The sequence below is a fragment of the Streptomyces sp. NBC_00203 genome, from assembly GCF_045206325.1.
GTDB lineage: Bacteria > Actinomycetota > Actinomycetes > Streptomycetales > Streptomycetaceae > Streptomyces > Streptomyces lutosisoli.
Map to the genome: position 1 here is coordinate 8,211,373 of NZ_CP108126.1, position 21,836 is coordinate 8,233,208.

The following is a 21,836-nucleotide window of genomic DNA, read 5'->3' on the forward strand; positions in this document are numbered from 1 at the left end:
CGATGAGACTCGAACTCCCTTCGCAGCAGCAGCCGCACCGGTACCAGCAGCCGGAGCCCCAGTCGCAGCCGCGGCCGGTCTCGCCGGCCGAGCGCCAGTTCTGGTTCGCCGAGCGGATCGCGCCGGGTTCCCCCGCCTGGCGCGTGCTCAGCGCGATACGGGTCGAAGGGCCGCTCGACCGGGCGGCGCTGACCGAGGCGGCCCGCCGGGTCGTCGCGCGCCACCCCGCGCTGCGCTCGGTGTTCACCGCCGAGGGCGGGCGGCTGCTGCGCACGGTCGTCCCGGCGGCGGCCGAACCGCCGCTGCTGCCGCTGGCTCCCGGCGCCGGTTTCCGGGACGCGGAGCGGGCACTGTCCGCCCCGGACCTGCTCGACCTGGACCACGGCCGCCATCTCGCCCTCGCGCTCGCCCCGGACCCCGGTGCGGCCGAGGCGGACGGCGCCCCGGACACGTATGCAACCGCCACGGCCACCGCCACCGTGCCCGCCGCCACGCTCTATGTGCTGACGCACCACATCGCGTACGACGGCCTGTCCCACGAGGTGTTCACGGCCGACCTGGCCCGTGCCTACGCCCGGACCGTCGCGGGCGAGCCCGAGCCGCCCGCACCGCCCCGGTCGCACGGCACCCCGCCGGAGCCGTCGGCCGCCCGCAGGGAAGAGCTCGTCGCCTACTGGCGTGCCGCACTCGACGGCGTACCCGATCTGCCCGTCGAAGGCCCCGGCCCCTCGCAGCGCGAACTCGCCGGTGCCGAGGTCCGCACGCATCGCGTCCGGTTCGCCGACGGCCTCGGCCCCGCGGTGCGGGACGCCGCCCGGCGCGCCGCCTGCCCGCCGTTCGCGGTGCTGCTCACCGCGTACGGGCAGGCGCTCGCCGAACTCAGCGGCGCGGACGACTTCTGCGTCGGTACGCCGGTCTCCCTGCGCACCCCGGACCAGGCCGACGAGATCGGCTGTCTGCTCACCACGCTGCCGGTGCGGCTGCGGAACCTCGACGCGCCCGGCGCGCTGCCCCGGGCGTGGGAGACGTTCACCGACGGAGTCCTGCACATGGAGCTGCCGTACGACGAGACGGTACGCGCCACCCGGACGCGGCCGAGCCGCCGGATGCCGCTCCACCAGGCCCTGTTCGCCTACGAGAGCTGGCAGCGGCCGCTCCATCCGGCGGGACCGGTACGGATGCACACCGTTCCCGTGTACCCGCTGGGCGCCCAGGCGGAGATCCAGTTCCAGCTCAACGAGCTGCCGGGCGCCCGCCTCGAAGGCGTTCTGCAAGCCCCGGCCGACGGGGTCTGGGCCGACAGGCTGCCCGCCCTCGCGGCGGCCGTCACCCGCCGGCTCGTCGCGTCGGCCCCGAACGCACCGACGACTGAGGAGAAGGTCCGATGACACAGGTCATGTGTCTGCCGTACGCGGGAGCGGGAGCGGGGGTGTACCGCCCCTGGAAGGCCCTGGCCTCGGACCGCGCACGCGCCGTTCCCATTCAACTCCCGGGCCGCGAGGAGGAGTTCACCAAGGCGTGCTGGAACGACTTCGCCGAGGCCGCGGCGGGCACCGCCGAGCGGATCGTCGCGGCGGCGGCCGGAGAGCCGTTCGTGATCTTCGGGCACAGCTTCGGCGCGCTCCTCGCCTACGAGACCGTCCGTCATCTGCTCGCCACCGGGGGCCCGTTGCCGCGGCGGCTGATCGTCAGCGGCTCGCGCAGCCCGCGCCACCGCGGCTACCTCCCGCTCAGCGACAACGACGACGAAGCCGTCGCCGGCCTGGAACTGGACGGACAGCGGGGCTTCGAGGCGCTCAACCACCCCGAGCTGCGTGCCCTGTTGCTGCCCGTGCTGCGCGCCGACGCGCGCTTGCTGAGCACCTACGAGCCCAGCGGACTCGACCCGCTGCCGGTGCCGCTCACCGCGCTGCGCGGGACCACGGACACCGTGGCCGCCCCCGTCGAGGAGTGGGACGACTGGAAGACCTTCACCACCGAGGAGTACACCGCCCTGCATCTGCCCGGCGGTCACCTCTATCTGCTGGACGCCATGCCGGAGCTGTGGCGCGTCATCGAGGAGCAGCTGTGACCCCCACGACGACCACGCGGCCGGCCGCCGCGTCGGCGCAGGACGCCCAGAACACTCAGGACGTGCAGGAGGCTGGGGGTGCCCAGGACGCGCTCCTGCGGACCGGGATGACCGCCCTGCGCCACACGGACCCCGAACTCGCCGGGTTCCTCGACGCGGAGGTGCACGACCAGAACACCACTCTGGCGATGGTCGCGTCCGCGAGCATCGCCGACCCCTCGGTGCTCGCCGCCGGCGGGGCGGCCCTGTCCAACGTGACGGCCGAGGGGTATCCGGGGGCCCGCTACCACCCCGGAGCGGGCAACTTCGACGGGGTCGAGCGGCTCGCGGTGGAGCGCGCCAAGCGGCTGTTCGGGGCCCGGTACGCCAACGTCCAGCCGCACTCGTGCTCCTCCGCCAACCTCGCGGTGCTCGCCGCGCTCATGTCCCCGGGCGACACCCTGCTCGGCCTGGACCTCGACGCGGGCGGGCACCTCACGCACGGCTCCCCGGCCTCGGTCAGCGGACGGCACTACCGCGCGATCGCCTACGGTCTCGACGCGCACGGCCGCATCGACTACGCGCGCCTCGCGGACCTCGCCGCGGAGCACCGCCCCACTGTGCTGATCGCGGGCGCCAGCGCCTATCCGCGCGTCCTGGACTTCGCCCGGTTCCGGGCCGTCGCCGACTCCGTCGGGGCCTATCTCGTCGCGGACATCTCCCACATCGCGGGCCTGGTCGCCACCGGCGAGCACCCCAGCCCCGTCGACCTCGCGCACATCACCACGACGAGCACCTACAAGCAGCTCGGCGGACCGCGCGGCGGTCTGATCCTCAGCGGGCGCGAGCATCTGACGCCCGGGCCCGACGGAAGGACACCGCTCGCGCGGCTGATGCAGGGGGCCGTCTTCCCGCGGTCGCAGGGCACCCCGGCCCCCGCGTCGATCGCCGCCAAGGCCCGCGCCTTCGCGCTGGCGGCACAGCCGGAGTTCGCCGAGACCACGCGCCGCATCGTGGCCGACGCCGGCGCGCTCGCCGGGGAACTGTCCCGCCTCGGCCACCGGGTGCTGACCGGGGGCACCGACAACCACATGGTGCTGATCGACCTGCGGAGCACCGGCCTGACCGGAGTGATCGCGGAACGCGCCCTGGAGGAGTGCGGCATCCTCGTCAACCGCAACCGGATCCCGGGGGACACCCGCAAGCCGCTGGTCACCAGCGGCATCCGGCTCGGCACCAACATCCTCGCCCAGCGCGGCCTCGGCCCGGACCGGATGCGCGAGTGCGCCGCGCTCCTGCACCGGGCCCTCGCCGCCACCACCGCGCTGAGCGACACCGAGTACCGGATCGACTCCCGCGCCCGCGCGACGCTGCGCGCCGAGGTCCGCGCCCTGTGCGCCCGCCACCCACTGCCGCGGGCCGGCACCGCCACCCCGGTGACGCCGCACGCCGACCTGCTCGCCGAGGCCGCCCTCGCGCCCCCGGAGAGCACCCTCGCGACACCGACAGGAGCACGCCTGTGACCCCCGAGACGTGGCCCCGTACGGAGGGACCCCGCACCGCCGCCAGGGACAACTGGCCCCCCGCCCTGGTACCCGCCGACCGGCCGCGCCGCGCCGGGCACGAACCGCTCGCCTCCGCCCTGCTCCGTGGCGAGCTGCCCGCGCCGCCGGCCCTGCCCGGTGTCTCCCCGCAGGACGCGCTGACCGCGTGTGTCGCGGCGCTGCTGCACCGGCTCACCGGCCAGGACCGTATCGCCCTCGCCCTCGAACGGCCCGGCACGGAACCGGAGTTCGCCGGGTTCGCGGTCACCGGCCGGCCTACTCTCGGGGACCTCGCCGCCGGCCGCGTCACGATCTCCGCCGCACCGGAAGAGGGCACGCCTCCGGTGGGCCTCCGGATCACCGACGGCACCGACAGCACCGACGCGCCCGGATCTTCCGGCGCCCCAGCCCCCGCCCACGAGCTCCACCTCACGGTGCACCCCCGGTCGGACGGCTGGACCACCGAACTCCGCTACGACGAGCGGCTCTTCGACCGGGAGACGGTCCAGCGCCTGGCCGACCATCTCGTGACGCTGACGACGGACGCCGCGCGCACCCCCGACCGCCTCGTCGCCCTGCTGCGTCTGCTCACCGCCGAGCAGACGCACCACACCCTGGTGGAGTGGAACCGCACCGCCGTCCCCCTGCAGGACAAGGCGTGTCTGCACGACGCGTTCGAGGAGCGGGCGGCCCGGGAGCCCGGGGCGGTCGCCTTGATCCAGGGCGAACGGCAGTGGACGTACGGCGAGATCAACGCGTCCGCGAACCGGCTCGCGCACCATCTGCGGGAGGCGGGCGTCGGCCCCGACACCAGGGTCGGACTGTGCCTGGAGCGCTCGGCCTCGCTGCTGACCGGTGTGCTCGGCATCCTCAAGGCCGGCGGCGCGTACGTCCCGCTCGACCCGAACTATCCGGCCAAGCGCCTGGCCACCATGCTCGACGGCACGTCCTGCGCCGTCGTGGTCACGGACACCGTACGGGCGGCCGCCCTGCCCGCTACGCAGACGCCCCGCCCGCTGGTCCTCCTCGACGCGGACACGGACGCCCTGGCCCGGCACCCCGCGCACGATCCCGTCCCGGCGGCGGGCCCGGACAACCTCTGCTACATCATCCACACCTCCGGTTCCACCGGGCAGCCCAAGCCGATCGCCCTGCGCCACCGCGGGGTCGTGAACAACCTGGCCGACCTCAACTCCCGTTACACGGTGGGCGATCAGGACCGCGTCCTCGCCCTGTCCTCCCCGAGCTTCGACATGTCGGTGTACGAGTTCCTGGGCATCACCGCGGCCGGCGGCACCGTCGTCGTCCCCGAGCCGGAGCGGGCCAAGGACGTCGCGCACTGGGCCCGGCTGCTCGTCGAACGGGACATCACGGTCTGGAACTCCGCCCCCGCCCTCCTCGAACTGCTCACCGACCATCTGGAGCGCACCGGCCACGGCCCGCTCGGCCGGCTGCGTCTGATCATGCTCGGCGGCGACTGGATCCCGGTCCGGCTGCCCGACCGCATCCGGGCGTTCACCGGCCATGTGCGGTTCATCGCGCTCGGCGGAGCCACCGAGGCCTCGATCCACTCCACGGTGTACGAGGTGGAGAAGACGGACCCCGACTGGACGAGCATCCCCTACGGCCGTCCCATGGCCAACCAGCGCACCTACATCCTCGACGACTTCCTCCAGCCCGTACCGCCCGGCGTCGCGGGCGAACTCCACCTGGCGGGCACCGGCCTGGCCCGCGGCTATCTGGAACGGCCCGAACTCACCGGTGAGCGCTTCCTCGACTGGTCGTACGACGGCGTGAGCGACCGGCTGTACCGGACCGGTGACCTGGCCCGGCACCGGCCGGACGGCCTGATCGAACTCCTCGGCCGCAAGGACTTCCAGGTGAAGATCCACGGTCTGCGGGTGGAACTGACCGAGATCGAGGCCGTGTTGCGCGACCACGAGGCGGTGAAGGACGCGGCCGCGGCCGCCGTCACCTCCGCCGCGGGCGGGTCCCGGCTGGTCGCCTACGCCGTCCCGCACCCCGGACAGGCGCCCCGCCCCGAAGAGCTCCGGGCCCATCTGGCCCAGCTGCTCCCGGCGTTCATGGTGCCGGGATCCGTACGGGTCCTGGACGCGATGCCGCTGAACGCCAACGGAAAGCTGGACCGCAAGGCCCTGACCGCCCTCGCCCCCGAGCTGCCCGCGGCGGATCTCCCGGGGGCTCCCGAACCCGCTCAACTCCCGGTCGGCGCATGGGAGCAGCGGATCGCGGCGGTGTGGCAGGAGACCCTGCGGACGGGGCCGGTCGGCCGGGACTCCGACTTCTTCGCCCTGGGCGGCGACTCGATGTCGGCCCAGCGGTGCCTGCCCGGCATCGATCCGGAGCTGCGCTGGGCCGAGCTCTACAAGTACTCCACGGTCCGCGCCCTGGCCGCCCACCTCACCGCCCGCGGACGCACTCCGGCCGGCCCCTGACCGGTGCCCGTCCGCCGTACCCGGTGACCGCGGTGACCGGTCACCCGACCCCGCACACCCAGACCGAGAGGGCAGGAACATGACCGAAGCGCCACCGTCGCCCCACACCGTTCCCGGGCTCAGGACCCCCCTCGGTCCGCGCCGCGCGGACCAGCCGTGGTGGAACGCCCAGCGCGGCTCCGCCATGCCCTACGGGCGGTACGCGCGGCCCGCCCGTCCACAGGCCGACCCCACCGGCCGTACCTGGCCGTCGAATTCGCTGGTCAAAGCGCCGCTGTGGGCGTCGGTCGACCTGCGCGACGGGAACCAGGCGCTGAGCAGCCCCATGGACGTCGAGCGCAAGAGCCGGATGTTCGACCTCCTCGTACGCATGGGGTTCAAGGACATCGAGGTCGGCTATCCCTCGGCCGGCGACGCCGAGTTCTCGTTCGTCCGCACGCTGATCGAGCAGGACCGCATCCCCGACGACGTGACGATCTCCGTCTTCACGCCGGCCCGCCCCGAACTCATCGACCGTACCTTCGAGTCCATCGAGGGCGCGGACCGCGCGATGGTGCACCTGTGCCACGCGACCGCCTGTCTGTGGCGCGACGTCGTGTTCGGCATGACCCAGGACGAGGTACGGCGGATGGCGCTGGACTCGGCCGAGCGCGTGGCCCGCAGGGCGGACGCCGCCAAGGGGACCCAACTGCGTTTCCAGTACTCCCCGGAGACGTTCAACGTCACCGAGCCGGAGTTCGCGCTGGGCATCTCCGACGCCGTCACCTCGCTCTGGGACGCGAGCCCGGAGCGGCCCGTCACCCTGAACCTGCCGACGACGGTCGAGACCGACTCGCCGAACGTCTTCGCGGACCAGATCGAGTGGATGCACCGCAACCTCGACCGCCGCGACGGGATCATCCTGTCGGTGCACCCGCACAACGACCGCGGTACGGCGGTGGCCTCGGCGGAGCTGGCCGTCCTCGCCGGCGCCGACCGCATCGAGGGCACCCTCTTCGGCAACGGCGAACGCACCGGCAACGTCTGCCTGGTGACGCTGGCCCTCAACCTCTTCAGCCAGGGCGTCGACCCGCAGCTGGACCTCTCCGACCTCGACGGGATCCGCCGCACGGCCGAGTACGCGACGCGGCTCCCCGTCCCCCCGCGCCACCCGTACGGCGGCGACCTCGTGCACACCGCCTTCTCCGGCACCCACCAGGACGCCATCGCCAAGGGTCTGGCCGCGACCGACCGCCGGATCGCCGAGACGGGCGATGCGCGGGCCGTGCCGTGGAACGTTCCGTATCTCCCCATCGACCCCAAGGACATCGGCCGCAGCTACGAATCGGTGGTCCGGGTCAACAGTCAGTCCGGCAAGGGCGGGGTGGCCCACCTCCTCAAGACGGCGTACGGCCTCGACCTGCCCCGCGGGATGCGCGTGGAACTCGCGCGCGAGGTGCAGCGCATCGCCGACGGCGACGGCACCGAACTCACCCCGGCCGACCTGCGCGCCGTCTTCGCGCGGATGTACCTCGACTGCGCCCAGCCGGCCGTGCTTCTCAAGGAGTTCGAGATCTCCCGTGGTCCCGGGGTCACCGTGGACGCCCTGGTCGCGCACGCCGCCGGGAGGGCCACGCGGCTGACGGGCTCCGGCCCCGAGGTGCCGAGCGCGTACGCGGCCGCTCTCGCCGGCGCGGGCCTGACGGTCGAGGTCACCGAGACGCACTGGCACCCGGTCGGCGCCGGCGCCAGGTACGCCGCCTACGTGCGGATCACCCTCGACGGCACCGCCTGGTACGGCGCCGCCCTGGCCGACACGGAGGAGGAGGCCCACCTGTCCGCCGTCAACTCGGCGGTGAACCGCGCCCATACCTGAGCGCGGTTCACCCGGAGCAGATGCCGGCTCACAGCACCTTGCGATGGACGAGGGCCGCGAGCATCAGCGTGCCCGGCAGCAGGGGCACCCAGACCGTGAGGACGCGGTAGCCGACGACGGTCGCCGTGGCCAGGTCCATCGGTGCGCCGAACGCGGCCATGGTGAACACCAGTGCCGCGTCCACGGGGCCGATCCCGCCCGGCGCGGGCACGGCCCCGACGGCGGTACTGGCGAGGAGCAGTGCGAGGACCACCTGCGCCCAGGAGAGCGGCAGCCCGAGCGAGAACCCGACCGAGGCGATCACACTCCCCTGGAGCAGGGGGCCGGCGGCAGCACCGCCCCAGAGCGCGAGGACGCGGCTGGGGCGGGTGTGCAGGAGCCGTGCGTCCGTCAGCGCGGTGCGGACGAGGCCGAGGGCCGGGCCACGCAGCGGACGTACGACCGCCAGGAGCAGGGACACGGTGGCGGGACCGAGCAGCACGCCCCCGGCGGCCAGGAGCAACGTCCACTGTTCAGGGACGAGTTCGCCGAGCCGCAGCATGTCCGGGAAGGCCACGAGGAAGACGATGAGCACCAGTGTCTTCGCCAGCGGCTTGACCAGCGAGTACAGGGCGAGCGAGGCGGTGGCCCGCGCCAGGGGCACGCCGCGGCTCTGCAGGAAGCGCAGGGTGACGGCATGGGCGCCGATGCTCGCCGGGAGTACGTGGTTCGCGGCACCGGCGGCGAACTGCGACGCGAGCAGCGGCCCCGGCGGCAGCCTTTCCGGCAGGGCCCCCTGCCGGGCGCACGCGGCGGCCACCCAGCCCAGGCCGGTGAACAGGATCCCGGCCAGCAGCCACCAGGGGTCGGCGGCGGCCAGCCGGGCGGCGCCGTCGCGTACAGAGGGCCAGTCGACCGCCGCCCACGCGCCGATCAGCACGAGCGGGAGCAGGGTCAGCGCCGGGCGGGCGAGGCGTACGACCGTGGGGGAGGAGGGGGAGGAGAGCGCGATGGGGGGCGCGGTGGGGAGATCGTCGAGCGGGAGCAGGGACACGGCGCACGTCGTCCTTCCGCGGTGGGGACGCTGGAAGCGTTCCCGCCCGGTGTGACGCCACGGTGTCCGGCAGTGGAGGCCGCACCAGCGGGTGGGCGACTCGGCCGGCCCACGGCCCTGGCCTCGTTATCGCCCGGGCCCCGTTACGACGTACAGACGTTCTTCAATGCGTCGGCCGCGTCGTCGATCTTGCTGGAGTCGGGGTTCGTGTCGCCGTTCAAAATGGCCTTGTTGTAGTCCGAGATCGCCTTGTCGAGGTCGTCGACCGCCTTGTTGACCTTGTCGTTGTCCGACGTGTCGCCGATCTTGTCGAGATTCTTGTCGATGGTGTCGATGGATTCGTCGGTCCGCGTCGGGTCCTTCGCCGCGTCCACGCCCGCCTCATGGATGGCCTTGAGGCTGTCGGCGATCGTGTCGGCGTTCTGGAGGCAGCCCAGTGAGTTGTCGACGTCGTCGCAGCCGGTGACGAGTCCGGCGGTCAGCGCGACGGCGGCAACGGTGGTGGCGATGGTGGCGCTGCGGCGTCCACGTCGGCGGTTCGCGGCCATGGATGGGTCCCCTCCTGGATGGGCTGTGCGGTGACTTGGGCAGGCGTTCGACGGGTGCGGGAACCTCAACGCGATGTGGTGGGCTGTCCGGCAGGCTTCCGACGGTTCGCGATCAGACCGCCGGCCGCGCCCAGGGAGACCAGGCCCATGCCGGCGGCGGCCATGATCCCCTTCGCGCCGTCCATGGTGAGGTAACAGACCGCGGCGACGGCGCTGTTGAACAGGAACAGGAACCAGAGCACCGGCGGCGTCGACAGGAACGCCTTGATCCTCGGCTTCTTCGCGATGCGCGATCCGGCCAGCAGCGACACGGCGATACCGGCATAGGTGGCCACGTCCTTCCGGGTGCCGTCGAGGACGGCACCGGACGCGGAGCTCGCGGCGAGTCCGCCCACGAAGAACGACCAGAGCAGAAGGTTGGCGACGAACGCCTTCACGGCGGCGAGCAGCGACTTCACGGAGGTTTCCTTATGAAGGGGAGACGTGGGCCTGTTGCGATCCGTGGATCTCTTGCGATCGCTGTCGACTACGATCCCGTCGCCCGTTCCCCGCCACGAGGGGCCAGCCTCCCGATTCCATGGTGCAGCCCGCTGCACCATGGCATGTGCGCGCACTTCTGGGACCCCGGCGGCGTCACGCCCTTACCTCATGCGTCGAGGGGCCGGAGCAGCCGGAGGATCATCTCGACGGTGCGCTCGATGGGGCGGTGCCGTGCCGTGACCGCGAAGAGGAGGGTGCGGGTCAGGACGGCGCCGAGGAGCAGGTCGAAGACGTCGTCGGGGTCCACAGCGGGGTCGACGCTCCCGGGCGGAGCGGCGCGCAGGATGTCCTGGAACTGCGGCCGCGCCGACACCCGCAGGTACATCTCCGGCGGACGGGCGCGGCCCGCTGTCTGATAGTGCGCGAGGAGTCCGGCCGCCGCAGCGCGTGCCGCGGGCGCGCCGAAGGCCGCCAGGTAGGCGCGGATGAACCGGCGCAGATCGCGGCGGAGGTCTCCCGTCGGCTGGACGCTCACCGGGCTGAGTCCGGGAAACGTGGCCTCCTCGATCAGCTCGATCCGTGACGGCCAGCGGCGGTAGATGGCCGAGGCGTGCACCCCGGAGTGCTCGGCCACGGCCTGGATCGTCGTCGCCTCGAAGCCGCGTCCGACCAGCAGCTCGCGCGTTGCCGCGAGGGCCCGTTCATTGATGCTCGTGTCACGTGGACGGCCCGGGCGACGGCGAGGCTCTGTCATGGGGGCCATCGTAATGACCAGGGGTGCAGGCGGCCCATTTTAGGAGAGGGTCTTCTATAACTCCCGCCGCGTCGCTACAGTCCCAGGACCGGAATGGTGTGCCTCTCGAAGAGGAGAAGCCGATGCGTGCTGCGGTACTGCGGGGCGGAACGGTCGAGGCGCGGGTCATCGACGATCCGGTTCCCGGACCGGGCCAGCTGCTCGTCCGGTCGCTCGCCTGCGGGATCTGTGCCTCGGACCTCCACTTCATGGACCATCCGGAGGCGGGCGCCGACGACGACAGCGGGATGTCGACCTACGACCAGGATGTCGACATCGTCATGGGCCACGAGTACTGCGCCGAAGTCGTCGGCCACGGCCCCCGCACCGAACGCCGGATTCCGGTCGGCACACGGGTGAGCTCCCTGCCCGTGCTGACCATCGCCGGTGGCCGCAGGATCATCGGCCAGAATCCCGAGTCGCCCGGCGGGTTCGGCGAGTACTTCCTGCTGACCGAGGCCATCACCCGGGTCGTCGTCTCGGACCTGCCGAGCGAGATCGTGTGCGTCGCCGACGCGATCTCGGTCGGCTGGTCGACCGCATCGCGCGCTCAGGTGACGACGCGGGAGATGCCGCTGGTCATCGGCTGCGGCGCGATCGGCCTGTCGGTGATCGCGCGGCTCAAGCGCCTTGGCGTGGGCCCGGTCGTGGCGGTCGACTTCGTGGCGTCGCGGCGCGACACCGCGCTGGCCATGGGGGCCGACGTGGTCGTCGATCCCGCCGGGATCTCGCCGTACCGGGCGTGGCGTGATGTGGCCCGCGGGCCGGCCGAGGGGATGAAAGACCTGCTGGCGGGGGCAGGTCTGCCGGGCTGTGTCGTGTTCGAGTGCGTCGGTGTCCCGGGCGTCCTCGACTCGGTCATCAAGGGATGCGAGCGCGGCACCCGGATCTTCTCCGTCGGCGGTCCGCCCGCGGGCGACCACCTGCACACGCTGACGGCCAAGCGGAAGGGCCTCAACATCCAGTTCGGCGGCGGCCCTTCGATGGCCCACTGGGACGAGGCGTTCGAGCCGGTCTGCTCCGGCAGCCTCGATGTCGGGCCGATGCTGGGCCGGACCGTGGGGCTCGACGAGGTACCCGAAGCGCTCGACGCCGCACGCGACGCGGGCGGTCCGACCCGCATCGTCGTCGTGCCGTGAGCGGGCCCCGTTTCCCCGTTCCCCCGCACCCTTCGGAAGGGACCATGACGGATGAGCGAGACCGAAGAGCCGCGCACCACGGCCGAGACGCTGGCGGCCAGGGTCCAGGCACTCGAAGCCAAGGTCCGGGCGCTCGAGGACCAGGTCGACATCATGCAGCTCGTCGCCCAGTACGGGCCCGCCGTCGACAGCGGTTCGGGGGAGGCCGCGGCGGCGCTGTGGACCGACGACGGCGTCTTCGACGCCATCCCCCACCTGCGGATGCGGGGCCGGGACGACATCGTCGGCATGGTCCACGGCGCCGGCCACCAGAGCGTCGTCCACAACGGCTGCGGCCATGTCCTGACCGTGCCGCACATCGCGGTCGACGGGGACCGTGCGACCGGCCGCAGCCACGCGCTGCATCTGCGCTGGGACGCCGACGCCGGCCGGTTCTGGGTGTTCCAGGTCTCCGCGAACACCTGGCGCTGGGAGCGCACTCCGCAGGGCTGGCGCATCGCCGAGCGGATCAACGCCAACCTCGACGGCACCGCCGCACCCCGCGAGATGCTGGCGCCGCCGACGCACCGTCCGGAGGAAGAGTGAGGATCGGATTCATCGGACCGGGCCGGATGGGCAGGCCGATGCTCGACCGTCTGGCGGCCGCGGGTCACGAGGTCACCGTCCTGGTGCGCCGCCCAGAGGCCCGTGCCGCCGCCGAGGCCGACGGGCTCAGCTGCGCGGACACGGTGGGGGAGACGGTGCGCGACGCCGACGCGGTGTTCGTCGTCGTACTGCGGGACGCGCAGGTGCGGTCGGTGTGTCTGGGGCCCGACGGTGCCCTCGCGGCGATGAAACCGGGGGCGACACTCGTCCAGCACACCACCTCCGATCCCGCGACCGCCCAACTGCTCGCCGCCACGGGCGCGGACCTCGGGATCAGGGTGCTCGACGCCGCGCTCTCGGGCGGCCCGCACGACATCGCCGAGGGCGGGCTCACGCTGTGGGTGGGCGGCGACGAGGCCCATCTGGAGGCGGTACGACCGCTGTTGGCGACGTACGCCTCTCCCGTCCTGTTCGTGGGGCCGCCCGGGAACGGCCAGCGGGTCAAGCTCGTGAACAACGCGCTCTTCGTCGCGCAGGTGGGTCTCGCGATCGACGCGGTGCGCCTCGCGGGCGCGCTGGGCATCGACGAGCGGGCGATCCTAGGCGCCCTGCCGCATGGCAGCGGCACCAGTCGCGCGCTCGGTGTCGTCGCCCGCGGCGGTTCGGTCGACGCGGTCGCGGACCGGCTCGCCGACCTGATGCGCAAGGACGTCAGCGTGGTGCGCGAGGTCGCGAAGAGCGCGGGAGCCGACCTCGGGATCATCGGCACGGTCCTGTCGTCGGACGCGGTCGAGAAGCAGGTGCTCCGGGATGACAAGTGACGACAAGTGAGGAGTGCGACGTGGCTACAGCCATGACGAGCACGTACGGACCGTGGGGCATCGTCGCCGGCGGGTCCGACGGAGTCGGCGTCGCGTTCGCGCACGGGATGGCCTCCCGGGGCATCAACGTCGTCCTGGTGGCGCGGCGGGTACCCGTACTGGAGGCGTCCGCCGACGACATCCGGGCACGGCACGGCGTCGAGGTCCGCACGGTCGCGCTCGACCTCAGTACCCAGGGCGCCGTGGCGGAACTCGCGCACGCGACCCGCGACCTGGAGGTCGGGCTCTTCGTGTACAACGCCGGTGGCGACGACCGCGGCGCCGCGTTCCTCGACAAGGACCTCGACGCCCACCTGGAGCTGGTCCACCGCAACTGCGGCAGCGTGCTCGAAGCGGCCCACCGCTTCGGTGCTCCGATGGTGGCGCGGGGGCGCGGGGCCCTGGTGCTGGTGACCTCGGGCGCGGCCTGGGCGGGCGGCGCCACACACGCCGCCTACGGAGCCACCAAGGCGTTCGACCTCATCCTGGCGGAGAGCCTGTGGGCGGAGTGGCGCACCAGCGGGGTGGACGTCCTCGGACTCGTGCTCGGCAGGACCGACACCCCGTCCTTCCGCCGGGTGTTCGACGCCGAAGGCACGGTGTACGGCGATCTCGCCGACCCGGGCGACGTCGCCGAGGAGGCCCTCGACCACCTGGCCGACGGCCCCACCTGGATCCACGGCAGCACCACTCCGACCGGTCCTTCACCGCTCGGCGCGCTGAGCCGCCGCGACGCGGTGCTCGCGATGAGCCGGGGCGCTTCCGCGAGCCGCCGGGAGAGCACCACGTAAACGCGAAGGGGCGGGCCGCCGGTGGGGAAGTCCGGCGGCCCGCCCTGGTAGGAGGGACGGTGGGGTCAGCTGACGTCGGAGGCGTCCAGGCGGTAGAGGCCGCTGGTGTTCGACGAGGACGAGGACGAGGAAGTGGAGGACGAAGACGAAGATGAAGACGACGAGCTGGAGCTGGACGACGAACTCGTGCTGTACGCCGAGGACTTGACGGCCGTGCCGTGCTTCGCGACCCAGGTGGCGATCTCCGAGTTGGTGCCCTGCCCGCCGGAGCTGCTGATCATGATGTAGTGCAGCTTGCCGGACTTCACCAGGCTCTTGAGCTTGGCGAGGGTCATGGCGTTGTCGCTGCCGGACCAGCCGCCCATGGAGATGACGGGCTGTCCGGACTCCAGGATGATCGAGGACGCGGTCTGGTCGGTGGCCACCGCCAGCAGCCAAGTGGCGCCGTCCTGGTGCTTCTTGAGATACGTGATCATGTCCGACGAGACCTGGCTGCCGCCGCCCATCTGACCACCGCCACCGCCACTGCTGCCCGTCTGGCCGCCGCTCGGCCTGGTGCCGGACTCGGCCGTGGACGACGAGCCGCTGCCGGACGGGGGCTCGCCCATGGACTGGCCGCCGCCGGTACCGGTCGGTGCCTCTCCGCCCATGGCGCCCTTGCTGCCGCTGCCGCTGCCGCTGCCGCCGGGGCCGCCGCCCGTACCGCCCATGCCGCCACCGGTGTTCGGGCCCGCCGTCGGGTTGGTGCCGTTGCTGGAGGTACCGGTGGCCGCCGAGAGCGAGTACGCGGTGGGTCCTGCCAGCAGGGCGACGACGGCCGCCAGGGCCGCGAAGCCCAGGAGCCGCTGCCGCTTCATGAACCGTCCGGCGAGCAGTCCGAGCACCGAGAAGGCGCCCGCGACACCGACCACGACCTCGGCGACGGTGTAGAGCGTGCCGGAGCCCGAGACCCGCTGGAGCAGGACGATCGCCCAGCCCGTGCTGGCCGCGACAGCGGCCGGGAGGACCCAGCCCCACTTCGCCGCCGAGCCCTCGCGCAGCGCCTTGTAGAGCATCACGCCACCCGCACCGGCCAGGGCCGCGATACCGGGGGCCATGGCAGTGACGTAGTACGGGTGGAAGGTGCCCTCCGCGAGGGCGAAGGTCAGGTAGTGCAGGACGAACCAGCCGCCCCAGAGCATCAGCGCCGCGCGCTTGGCGTCGGTGCGGGGCGCCCGGCCGCGCAGGATCAGGCCCGCGACGAGGGCGATGGCCGCGAAGGGGATGAGCCAGGAGATCTGGCCGCCCATGATCTCGTTGAAGAGCCGGTAGACGGACGCCGTACCGCCGAAGCCGGCGCCGTTGCCGGCCGAACCCACCGACGAACTCGCGCCGAAGATGCGGCCGAAGCCGTTGTAGCCGATGACCAGATCCCAGACCGTGTTGTCGGTCGAGCCGCCGATGTAGGGGCGCGAGGAGGCGGGGATCAGGTCGACGATCACCATCCACCAGGCGCTGGAGACGACCAGCGCGACGGTGGCGACGCCGAGGTTGCGGATCCGGCGGCCCACGGAACCCCGCGCGGCCCAGAGGTAGACCAGGAAGAAGGCCGGCAGGACGACGTATGCCTGCATCATCTTGGTGTTGAACGCGAAGCCGATCGCGACCGCCGACCAGACCAGCGGCATCAGCCGGCCGGTACGGACGGCCTTCAGCAGGCCGGCCGCGCCGAGCAGCATCAGGAAGACCAGGATCGGGTCGGGGTTGGTGTCGCGGGTGATGGCGACGGTGATCGGGGTGAGGGCCAGCGCCAGCGCGGCGATCGTCGCCGCCACCGGGCCGAAGTCCCGCTTGACCAGACGGTGCAGCAGGGCCACGGATCCCGTGCCCACCGCGACCATCGGCAGCATCAACTGCCAGGTGCCGTAGCCGAAGGCGCGGGCCGACAGGCCCATCACCCAGAGCGCGAACGGCGGTTTGTCGACGGTGATGAAGCTGCCGGAGTCCAGGGCGCCGAAGAAGAACGCCTTCCAGCTCTTGGTACCGCTGTAGACGGCGGCGTTGTAGAAGGTGTTGCCGGTGATGGAGGACAGGTTCCAGGCGTACAGGGCCGTGGCGAGGAGCACGATCGCCCACAGGGCCGGGCGGGTCCAGCGCGGGTCGTCCTCGGGTCCGGTGAAGACCCTTCGGGCGCGGGCGGCGATACCGCCGTCGGCGGGCGGGGCGGCCCGGTGCGAACGCCGGGAGCCCTCCTGGTGGGGCGGCGGGGCGAGGGTCGTCATGACGCATACTCCAAGTGATCCGAGCGGGACGAGGTGCTTGCGTCGGCCGCCTGAACAGGCGTGACCTCGGCGGTCTTTCGGGTGGCCGGTACCTGCGGGACGCTGCCGCGGCGCGGTACGGCGGCGATCCGAGCGCGGCCGGTCAGGGTGGTCCTCAGCATCCGGCCCATGCCCAAGAGGTCGTCGACGGCGGTGCGGACGATGTCGACGCGGCTGTCGGGGTCGTCGACCCAGTCGACCGGAACCTCGTGGATGCGCAGCCGGTTGCGCTGGGCGAGGACCAGCAGTTCGGTGTCGAAGAACCAGGCGTTGTCCTCGATGTGCGGGGCGAGCGCCCGGAACACGTCGGTGCGTACGGCCTTGAACCCGCACTGCGCGTCCGAGAAGCGGGCCGCGAGCCCCGCCTTCAGCAGCAGGTTGTAGGAGCGGGAGATGAATTCACGCTTCGGCCCGCGCTCCACCGCCGACTGACGGTGCAGCCGGCTGCCGATGGCCACGTCGCTGTGGCCGGAGAGCAGGGGAGCGACCAGGGGGAGGAAGCCCTCAAGGCCGGTGGACAGGTCGACGTCCATGTACGCGACCACATCCGCGGTCGACTGGCTCCACACGTGCTTCAGGGCTCGGCCCCGGCCCTTGGCGTCCAAGTGGACCGCGTGCACATGGGGCAGCCGGTGGGTCAGGTCGATCGCCGTCTGCCAGGTGGCGTCGGCGCTCGCGTTGTCCGCGACGGTGATGCGGAACGGGAACGGGAAGGAGGCTTCGAGGTATGCGTGGAGACGGCCGATGCTGTCGGCGAGGACATGAGCCTCGTTGTAGACCGGCACCACGATCTCGACCGAGCGCTGCCGGACGCCTCCTGCGTTCTGTTCGTTCATGGCAGCGACCATCCAGCCCGCGTCTGGGGCATCGGTGAGGCTTCACTGAGGGCCGGATGAGAATCAGCAAACCCACAGGTTCCCCACAGTCGGCCCACGCCGGACCCCAAGGAACGCGAACGCCCGCTGCCCATAAGCGAGTTCCCCGCGCCCCTGAAGGCGCGGGGCTTCGCCCCGCGATCCCCCGCCCGCCCCCGTTTTTAGGGGCGCGGGGAACTGCGCGAGCAACCCTCACCGTCCCGCAGACGACGCGCTACCTCCGTTTTTCAGGGGCGCGGGGAACTGCGCAATCTTTTTAGCGGGGGTCTGGGGGCGCAGCCCCCAGGAACGGGATGGGACGGGTAGGGGCGGCGGGGGCGATCAGATCGGGTAGTGCGCATGGCCGACGGCCTGCGCGGTCACCCACCGCGTGTCGGTGAACGCCTCGGCCCCCGCCTGCCCACCGAAGCGCCCGTACCCGGAACTCTTCACCCCACCGAACGGAGCCTGCGGTTCGTCCGCGATGGACTGGTCGTTGACATGCACGATGCCGGTACGCAGGCGGGCGGCGACCGCCAGCCCCTCCGCCAGGTTCTCCGTGATGACACCCGCGGTCAGCCCGTACGGAGTGTCGTTGGCGAGCACGACCGCCTCGTCGACGCTGTCCACGACATGGATCACGGTCGCCGGGCCGAAGATCTCGTCGTAGTAGACCTTCATCTCCTTGGTGACCCCGGTGAGGACGACCGGCCGGATCAGCGTGCCCGGCTCCTCGATCTCACCGGTACCCGCGGCCAGTTCGGCACCCTGAGCGACCGCGTCCGCGACGAGCGCAGCGACCCGGCGCGCGGCGCCCGCGTTGACGACCGGGCCGACCGCCGTGCCCGGATCGGCCGGATCGCCGTACGGCAGTGCCTGGACGCGGGCGGCGAACTTGGCCGTGAACTCCTCGGCGACCGCGCGGTGCACGACGACCCGGTCCACGCACATACAGATCTGTCCCGCGTTCATGAAGGAGCCGAAGACCGCGGCGTCCACCGCGTAGTCGACGTCCGCGTCCTCCAGGACCAACAGGGCGTTCTTGCCGCCGAGTTCGAGCACGGCGGGCTTGAGGTGCTGGGCGGCCTGGACGCCGATGGTGCGGCCGACCTCCGTGGAACCGGTGAAGTTGACCATCCGTACCCGGGGGTCGGCGATCAGCGCGGAGACCACCTCGGCGGCGTCGGCACGGTCGTTGGTGACGACGTTGAGCACGCCCGCGGGCAGCCCGGCCTCGTGCAGCACGTCCGAGATCAGCAGACCGCAGGCGATCGGCGCGTCCTCGCTGGGCTTCATCACCACGGTGTTGCCCATAGCGATCGGCATCGCCACCGCGCGCACCCCGAGGATGACCGGCGCGTTCCACGGCGAGATCGCGGCGATCACGCCCTTGGGCACCCGCACCTGCGCGGAGTAGACGCCGTCGGCGTTGGTGGCGAGGGTCTGCCCGGTCGGGCGGCTCACCTCCGCCGCGGCTTCCAGGAGGATGTCGGCGGCCAGGTGGGCGTTGAACCCGGCCCAGGGCGCGACGCCGCCGACCTCGGCGGCCATCAGGCGCACGATCTCCTCCGTGCGCTCGGCCATCAGCTGCGCGGCGCGCAGGAAGATCCGGCGGCGCTCGGCCGGCCTGGTCGCGGCCCACGCCTCGAACGCGGCGTCGGCGGCGTCCACGGCACGGCGTACGTCGTCAGGGGTGCCGGCGGCGACCTCGGCGCAGACGGCGCCGGTCCAGGGGTTGATGTCGGACGCGGTGCGGCCGGAGGAGGCGGGGACCTCCTGGCCGTTGATGATCAGTCCTCGGGTGGTGGACACGGGGTGCTCCTGAGGTGGGAAGGGGGGAGGCTCACGCCTCGGCGGACGCGGACGCGGACGCGGGTGCGGCGGCCCGGCGGGCGAGCAGGGCGCGGTGGGCGAGGCCGACGAGTGCCGGGGCGACCAGCGGCGCGATCATGTAGTTCCAGAAGTGCTCGTGGTGACCGGAGAGCAGGGCAGGGCCGAAGGCGCGCGCCGGGTTGATGCTCGCCCCGGTCACGGTGCCCAGGGTCGCGATGACCACGCCCACGCCGATGCCGATGACCGCCGGGATCAGACCGCGCAGGGCGGGTCTGGTCATCACCAGCACCACGGCGACGAACACCGCGGCGAGCGCGGCGCCCTCGACGAGGAACAGTTCGACCGCACTGGTCCCGGGCGCGGGCGCCACGGCGCCGTAGCCGACCTGGCGCACGGGCTCGCCCCACACCGCTCCGGCCAGCGCGGTGCCGGCCACCGATCCGGCGAGCTGCGCGGCCACGTACGGGAGGACCGCGCGGGCCGGGAAGAGACCGCTCGACCACAGGAAGACGGTGACACCGGGGTGCAGGTGGCCGCCGGAGGCGCGGCCGGGCGGTGAGTACATCAGCGCCGCGATCAGCGCGGCGACCGCGATTCCCGCGACGGCGAACAGTGTGTGCGGATCGCTGATCGTCAGTGACGAGCCGGGGAGGGCCAGCCAGCGGACCAGGCTCACCACGACGAAGAGAAGCACCGTGGTCAGCGCGAACTCGTAGGCGCTGTGCCGGACGAGGTCCGCGCGGCTCTGGGCGGAATTGCTCATGGGAGTCCTCAAGGCAAGAGCGGGGGCAGGGGAGGGGTGAAGGAGAAAGGAGAGGGGTGGGGCTCGGTGGGGTGCGTCCCGCACCCCACCGAGCTACTATTTTTTCGCTGAGTGAACTTAGATTCATTGAGCGAGTGCGCCGAGTCTGCGCGATCGTCGTGACGGCTGTCAATGGCCGGTAGCGTTCTCCGGACGACAGGTACGGCCTCATGCGCCGGGGAGCGGAAGCACGGGAGGAGAAGCCATGGCGCCGGGCGTTACGGGGGCGGCATCGCGGACATCGGCGGCTGCGGACCCTTCGCCGACGGACACCGGAGCGGAAGCCACCGGCCCCCTTGAGCGCGGCCTGGCCGTGCTGCGGATCATGGCCGACGCCCCGCACCCGATGCGTCCGGGCGACCTCGCCCGCGCCACCGGCTTGGCCCGTTCGGCCGTCGACCGGGTCACGGCCACGCTCACCCACCTCGGCCATCTGCGGGCCGAGGGGCGCGAACTCGTGCTCGCCCCGCGCCTGATGGAATTCGGCAACGCCTACCTGGACGCGAGCGGCCTGTCCCGCGCGCTGCGGCCCGCCCTGGAGCGGCTGACCCGCATCCTGGACGAGTCGGTCTCGGCGATCGTCCTGGACGGCTGCGACGCACGCATCGTCGGCAAGGCCGTCCCGCCGGGCCGGGTGATCCCCCTCGGCTTCCGCGTCGGCGACCTGCTGCCCGCCGAGCGCTGCGCGGCCGGCGCCGTACTCGCCACCGGGTGGGAACCGGACACGTACGACGTCTGGCGGGCCCGCCGCGCCGCCGACCCCCTCGACACCGGGTTTCCGGCCGTCCCCACGCGCCGTACCGCGCCCGGCCCCGAACAGACGGAGGCCGACTTCGCCGCCTGGACCTCGGCGGCGGCCGAGAACGGCTGGGCGCTGGACGACCAGCTGGTCGCCCCGGGCCTGGTCGCACTGGCGGTCCCCGTGCGCGACCCCGACGGCCGACCCGTGTGCGCGATCAGCGTGCTGGCGCACACCAGCCGCCACGGAGGCGACGAACTGCGCGAGCACGCCCTGGCCGCGCTGACCGCCGCCGCCCAGGAGATCGCCGACGAGCTGTACGGCGCCGCGTCCGCGGCAGCCCCGTCGCCCGCCGCCCCCGCCTACACCGACGCCAAGCCCGAACTGGGCCCGTCCTTCCTCCAGGCGCTGGCCAGGGGCCTGGCCGTACTCGCCGCGCTCGGCCGGCGGCGCGGCGGACTCACCCTCGCCGAGGCCGCCGAGGCCGCCGGGCTGTCGTACCCCAGCACCCGGCGCAATCTGCTGACGCTGCGTCAACTCGGTTACGTGGAGCAGCGTGCCCGTCGTTTCCTGCCGGCCCCGCGCGTCCTGGAGCTCGGCTACGCACGGCTGTCCACCCTCACCCTCGCCGACATCGCCCAGCCCCATCTCGCCGAACTGGCCGGACAGGTGAGGGAGTCGACGTCGCTCGCGGTCCTCGACGGCGCCGAGGTCCGCTATGTGGCGCGGGTGGCCTCCGAGCAGATCACCAGCGCCCGCATCACGCCCGGCACCCGGCTGCCCGCGTACGCCACCTCCATGGGCCGGGTGCTGCTCGCGGATCTGCCCGAGGCGGACCGGCAGGAACGGATCGGTGCCCTTGCGCCGCAGGCCCTGACCCCGCACACGCTCACCTCGGCCGCCGCGCTCGGCGCCGCCCTGGACCGCGCCGCGAGCGAGGGATTCGCCCTGGTGGAGCAGGAGTTGGAGGCGGGGCTGCGCTCGCTGGCCGTACCGGTCAGGGACCGGAGCGGGCGGGCCGTCGGTGCCCTGAACGTCGCCCTGCACGCCGGACCGGAGTCGCCCGAGCACACCCGGGACACCGTGCTGCCCGCCCTCCGCGCGAGTGCCGCCCGCATCGAGGCCGACCTGGCCGTCGCGTTCGCCGACGCTCCGGTACAGACCGGCTGACCGC

18 protein-coding genes are annotated in these 21,836 nt (G+C 72.7%); 10 read left to right on the forward strand and 8 right to left on the reverse strand.

All coding sequences use genetic code 11. From position 1 onward, the window contains the following. Positions 1 to 2 precede the first annotated feature (2 nt). The 5 genes from OG975_RS36540 to OG975_RS36560 all read left to right on the forward strand — a co-directional run bounded on the left by OG975_RS36540 (position 3) and on the right by OG975_RS36560 (position 7,905). The gene (locus OG975_RS36540; protein ID WP_406333666.1) at positions 3 to 1,388 is read left to right on the forward strand and encodes a condensation domain-containing protein; all 1,386 of its coding nucleotides are present in this window, start codon (positions 3 to 5) and stop codon (positions 1,386 to 1,388) included. Continuing rightward, complete coding sequence (locus OG975_RS36545) at positions 1,385 to 2,071, forward strand: thioesterase II family protein (protein ID WP_406333668.1); 687 nt, start codon at positions 1,385 to 1,387, stop codon at positions 2,069 to 2,071. The genes OG975_RS36540 and OG975_RS36545 overlap by 4 nt, the downstream gene beginning before the upstream one ends. Positions 2,072 to 2,178: 107 nt before the next feature. After that, positions 2,179 to 3,573 carry a serine hydroxymethyltransferase gene (glyA, locus tag OG975_RS36550; RefSeq protein ID WP_406336624.1) on the forward strand — a complete coding sequence of 465 codons (1,395 nt, stop codon included), beginning with the start codon at positions 2,179 to 2,181 and terminating at the stop codon, positions 3,571 to 3,573. Then, entirely contained in the window at positions 3,570 to 6,050 is a 2,481-nt protein-coding gene (locus OG975_RS36555; RefSeq protein WP_406333670.1) for a non-ribosomal peptide synthetase, read from the forward strand. Before glyA ends, OG975_RS36555 begins: the two co-directional genes overlap by 4 nt. Positions 6,051 to 6,129: 79 nt before the next feature. After that, positions 6,130 to 7,905, forward strand: a complete 1,776-nt coding sequence (locus OG975_RS36560) for a 2-isopropylmalate synthase (RefSeq protein WP_406333671.1) — start codon at positions 6,130 to 6,132, stop codon at positions 7,903 to 7,905. Between the two features lie 28 nt (positions 7,906 to 7,933). Here OG975_RS36560 and OG975_RS36565 read toward each other — a convergent pair whose 3' ends face one another. The 4 genes from OG975_RS36565 to OG975_RS36580 form a co-directional block, all read right to left on the reverse strand. After that, on the reverse strand, positions 7,934 to 8,938 hold the full coding sequence (locus OG975_RS36565) for a YbhN family protein (RefSeq protein WP_406333672.1): 1,005 nt from the start codon (positions 8,936 to 8,938) through the stop codon (positions 7,934 to 7,936). A gap of 143 nt (positions 8,939 to 9,081) precedes the next feature. Next, a complete protein-coding gene (locus tag OG975_RS36570; protein WP_406333673.1) occupies positions 9,082 to 9,486 on the reverse strand; it encodes a hypothetical protein in 405 nt (134 codons plus the stop codon). A gap of 65 nt (positions 9,487 to 9,551) precedes the next feature. Then, on the reverse strand, positions 9,552 to 9,944 hold the full coding sequence (locus OG975_RS36575) for a hypothetical protein (RefSeq protein ID WP_406333674.1): 393 nt from the start codon (positions 9,942 to 9,944) through the stop codon (positions 9,552 to 9,554). A gap of 188 nt (positions 9,945 to 10,132) precedes the next feature. Next, entirely contained in the window at positions 10,133 to 10,720 is a 588-nt protein-coding gene (locus OG975_RS36580; RefSeq protein WP_406333675.1) for a TetR/AcrR family transcriptional regulator, read from the reverse strand. A gap of 122 nt (positions 10,721 to 10,842) precedes the next feature. On the opposite strand from OG975_RS36580, the gene OG975_RS36585 reads away from it, so the two are divergent. From OG975_RS36585 to OG975_RS36600, 4 genes are read left to right on the forward strand one after another with little or no spacing between them, the layout of a single operon-like run. After that, positions 10,843 to 11,898, forward strand: coding sequence for a zinc-binding dehydrogenase (locus OG975_RS36585; protein ID WP_406333676.1), 1,056 nt, complete (start codon positions 10,843 to 10,845; stop codon positions 11,896 to 11,898). 51 nt (positions 11,899 to 11,949) lie between these two features. Continuing rightward, positions 11,950 to 12,483 carry a nuclear transport factor 2 family protein gene (locus tag OG975_RS36590; protein ID WP_406333677.1) on the forward strand — a complete coding sequence of 178 codons (534 nt, stop codon included), beginning with the start codon at positions 11,950 to 11,952 and terminating at the stop codon, positions 12,481 to 12,483. After that, on the forward strand, positions 12,480 to 13,304 hold the full coding sequence (locus tag OG975_RS36595; protein WP_406333678.1) for an NAD(P)-dependent oxidoreductase: 825 nt from the start codon (positions 12,480 to 12,482) through the stop codon (positions 13,302 to 13,304). Before OG975_RS36590 ends, OG975_RS36595 begins: the two co-directional genes overlap by 4 nt. 20 nt (positions 13,305 to 13,324) lie before the next feature. Further along, positions 13,325 to 14,134 carry an SDR family NAD(P)-dependent oxidoreductase gene (locus OG975_RS36600; RefSeq protein WP_406333679.1) on the forward strand — a complete coding sequence of 270 codons (810 nt, stop codon included), beginning with the start codon at positions 13,325 to 13,327 and terminating at the stop codon, positions 14,132 to 14,134. A 65-nt stretch (positions 14,135 to 14,199) separates the two neighbouring features. Here the strand turns inward: OG975_RS36600 and OG975_RS36605 are convergent, their stop codons facing one another. The 4 genes from OG975_RS36605 to OG975_RS36620 form a co-directional block, all read right to left on the reverse strand. Next, a complete protein-coding gene (locus OG975_RS36605; protein ID WP_406333681.1) occupies positions 14,200 to 16,395 on the reverse strand; it encodes an ArnT family glycosyltransferase in 2,196 nt (731 codons plus the stop codon). Then, entirely contained in the window at positions 16,392 to 17,270 is an 879-nt protein-coding gene (locus tag OG975_RS36610; RefSeq protein WP_406333682.1) for a dolichyl-phosphate beta-glucosyltransferase, read from the reverse strand. Before OG975_RS36610 ends, OG975_RS36605 begins: the two co-directional genes overlap by 4 nt. Positions 17,271 to 17,630: 360 nt before the next feature. After that, entirely contained in the window at positions 17,631 to 19,100 is a 1,470-nt protein-coding gene (locus OG975_RS36615) for an aldehyde dehydrogenase family protein (RefSeq protein ID WP_406333683.1), read from the reverse strand. A gap of 31 nt (positions 19,101 to 19,131) precedes the next feature. Continuing rightward, positions 19,132 to 19,884, reverse strand: coding sequence for an aquaporin (locus OG975_RS36620; protein WP_406333684.1), 753 nt, complete (start codon positions 19,882 to 19,884; stop codon positions 19,132 to 19,134). Between the two features lie 244 nt (positions 19,885 to 20,128). On the opposite strand from OG975_RS36620, the gene OG975_RS36625 reads away from it, so the two are divergent. Further along, positions 20,129 to 21,832 carry an IclR family transcriptional regulator C-terminal domain-containing protein gene (locus OG975_RS36625; protein WP_406333686.1) on the forward strand — a complete coding sequence of 568 codons (1,704 nt, stop codon included), beginning with the start codon at positions 20,129 to 20,131 and terminating at the stop codon, positions 21,830 to 21,832. Positions 21,833 to 21,836 lie beyond the last annotated feature (4 nt).

What these genes read in the sequence shown, in the direction of transcription:
- OG975_RS36580 (WP_406333675.1), bottom strand. Translation starts at nt 10,720, where the DNA reads ATGACAGAGCCTCGCCGTCGCCCGGGCCGTCCACGTGACACGAGCATC.
- OG975_RS36545 (WP_406333668.1), top strand. Translation starts at nt 1,385, where the DNA reads ATGACACAGGTCATGTGTCTGCCGTACGCGGGAGCGGGAGCGGGGGTG.
- glyA (WP_406336624.1), top strand. Translation starts at nt 2,179, where the DNA reads ATGACCGCCCTGCGCCACACGGACCCCGAACTCGCCGGGTTCCTCGAC.
- OG975_RS36540 (WP_406333666.1), top strand. Translation starts at nt 3, where the DNA reads ATGAGACTCGAACTCCCTTCGCAGCAGCAGCCGCACCGGTACCAGCAG.
- OG975_RS36605 (WP_406333681.1), bottom strand. Translation starts at nt 16,395, where the DNA reads ATGACGACCCTCGCCCCGCCGCCCCACCAGGAGGGCTCCCGGCGTTCG.
- OG975_RS36610 (WP_406333682.1), bottom strand. Translation starts at nt 17,270, where the DNA reads ATGAACGAACAGAACGCAGGAGGCGTCCGGCAGCGCTCGGTCGAGATC.
- OG975_RS36570 (WP_406333673.1), bottom strand. Translation starts at nt 9,486, where the DNA reads ATGGCCGCGAACCGCCGACGTGGACGCCGCAGCGCCACCATCGCCACC.
- OG975_RS36590 (WP_406333677.1), top strand. Translation starts at nt 11,950, where the DNA reads ATGAGCGAGACCGAAGAGCCGCGCACCACGGCCGAGACGCTGGCGGCC.
- OG975_RS36585 (WP_406333676.1), top strand. Translation starts at nt 10,843, where the DNA reads ATGCGTGCTGCGGTACTGCGGGGCGGAACGGTCGAGGCGCGGGTCATC.
- OG975_RS36620 (WP_406333684.1), bottom strand. Translation starts at nt 19,884, where the DNA reads ATGAGCAATTCCGCCCAGAGCCGCGCGGACCTCGTCCGGCACAGCGCC.
- OG975_RS36625 (WP_406333686.1), top strand. Translation starts at nt 20,129, where the DNA reads ATGGCGCCGGGCGTTACGGGGGCGGCATCGCGGACATCGGCGGCTGCG.
- OG975_RS36560 (WP_406333671.1), top strand. Translation starts at nt 6,130, where the DNA reads ATGACCGAAGCGCCACCGTCGCCCCACACCGTTCCCGGGCTCAGGACC.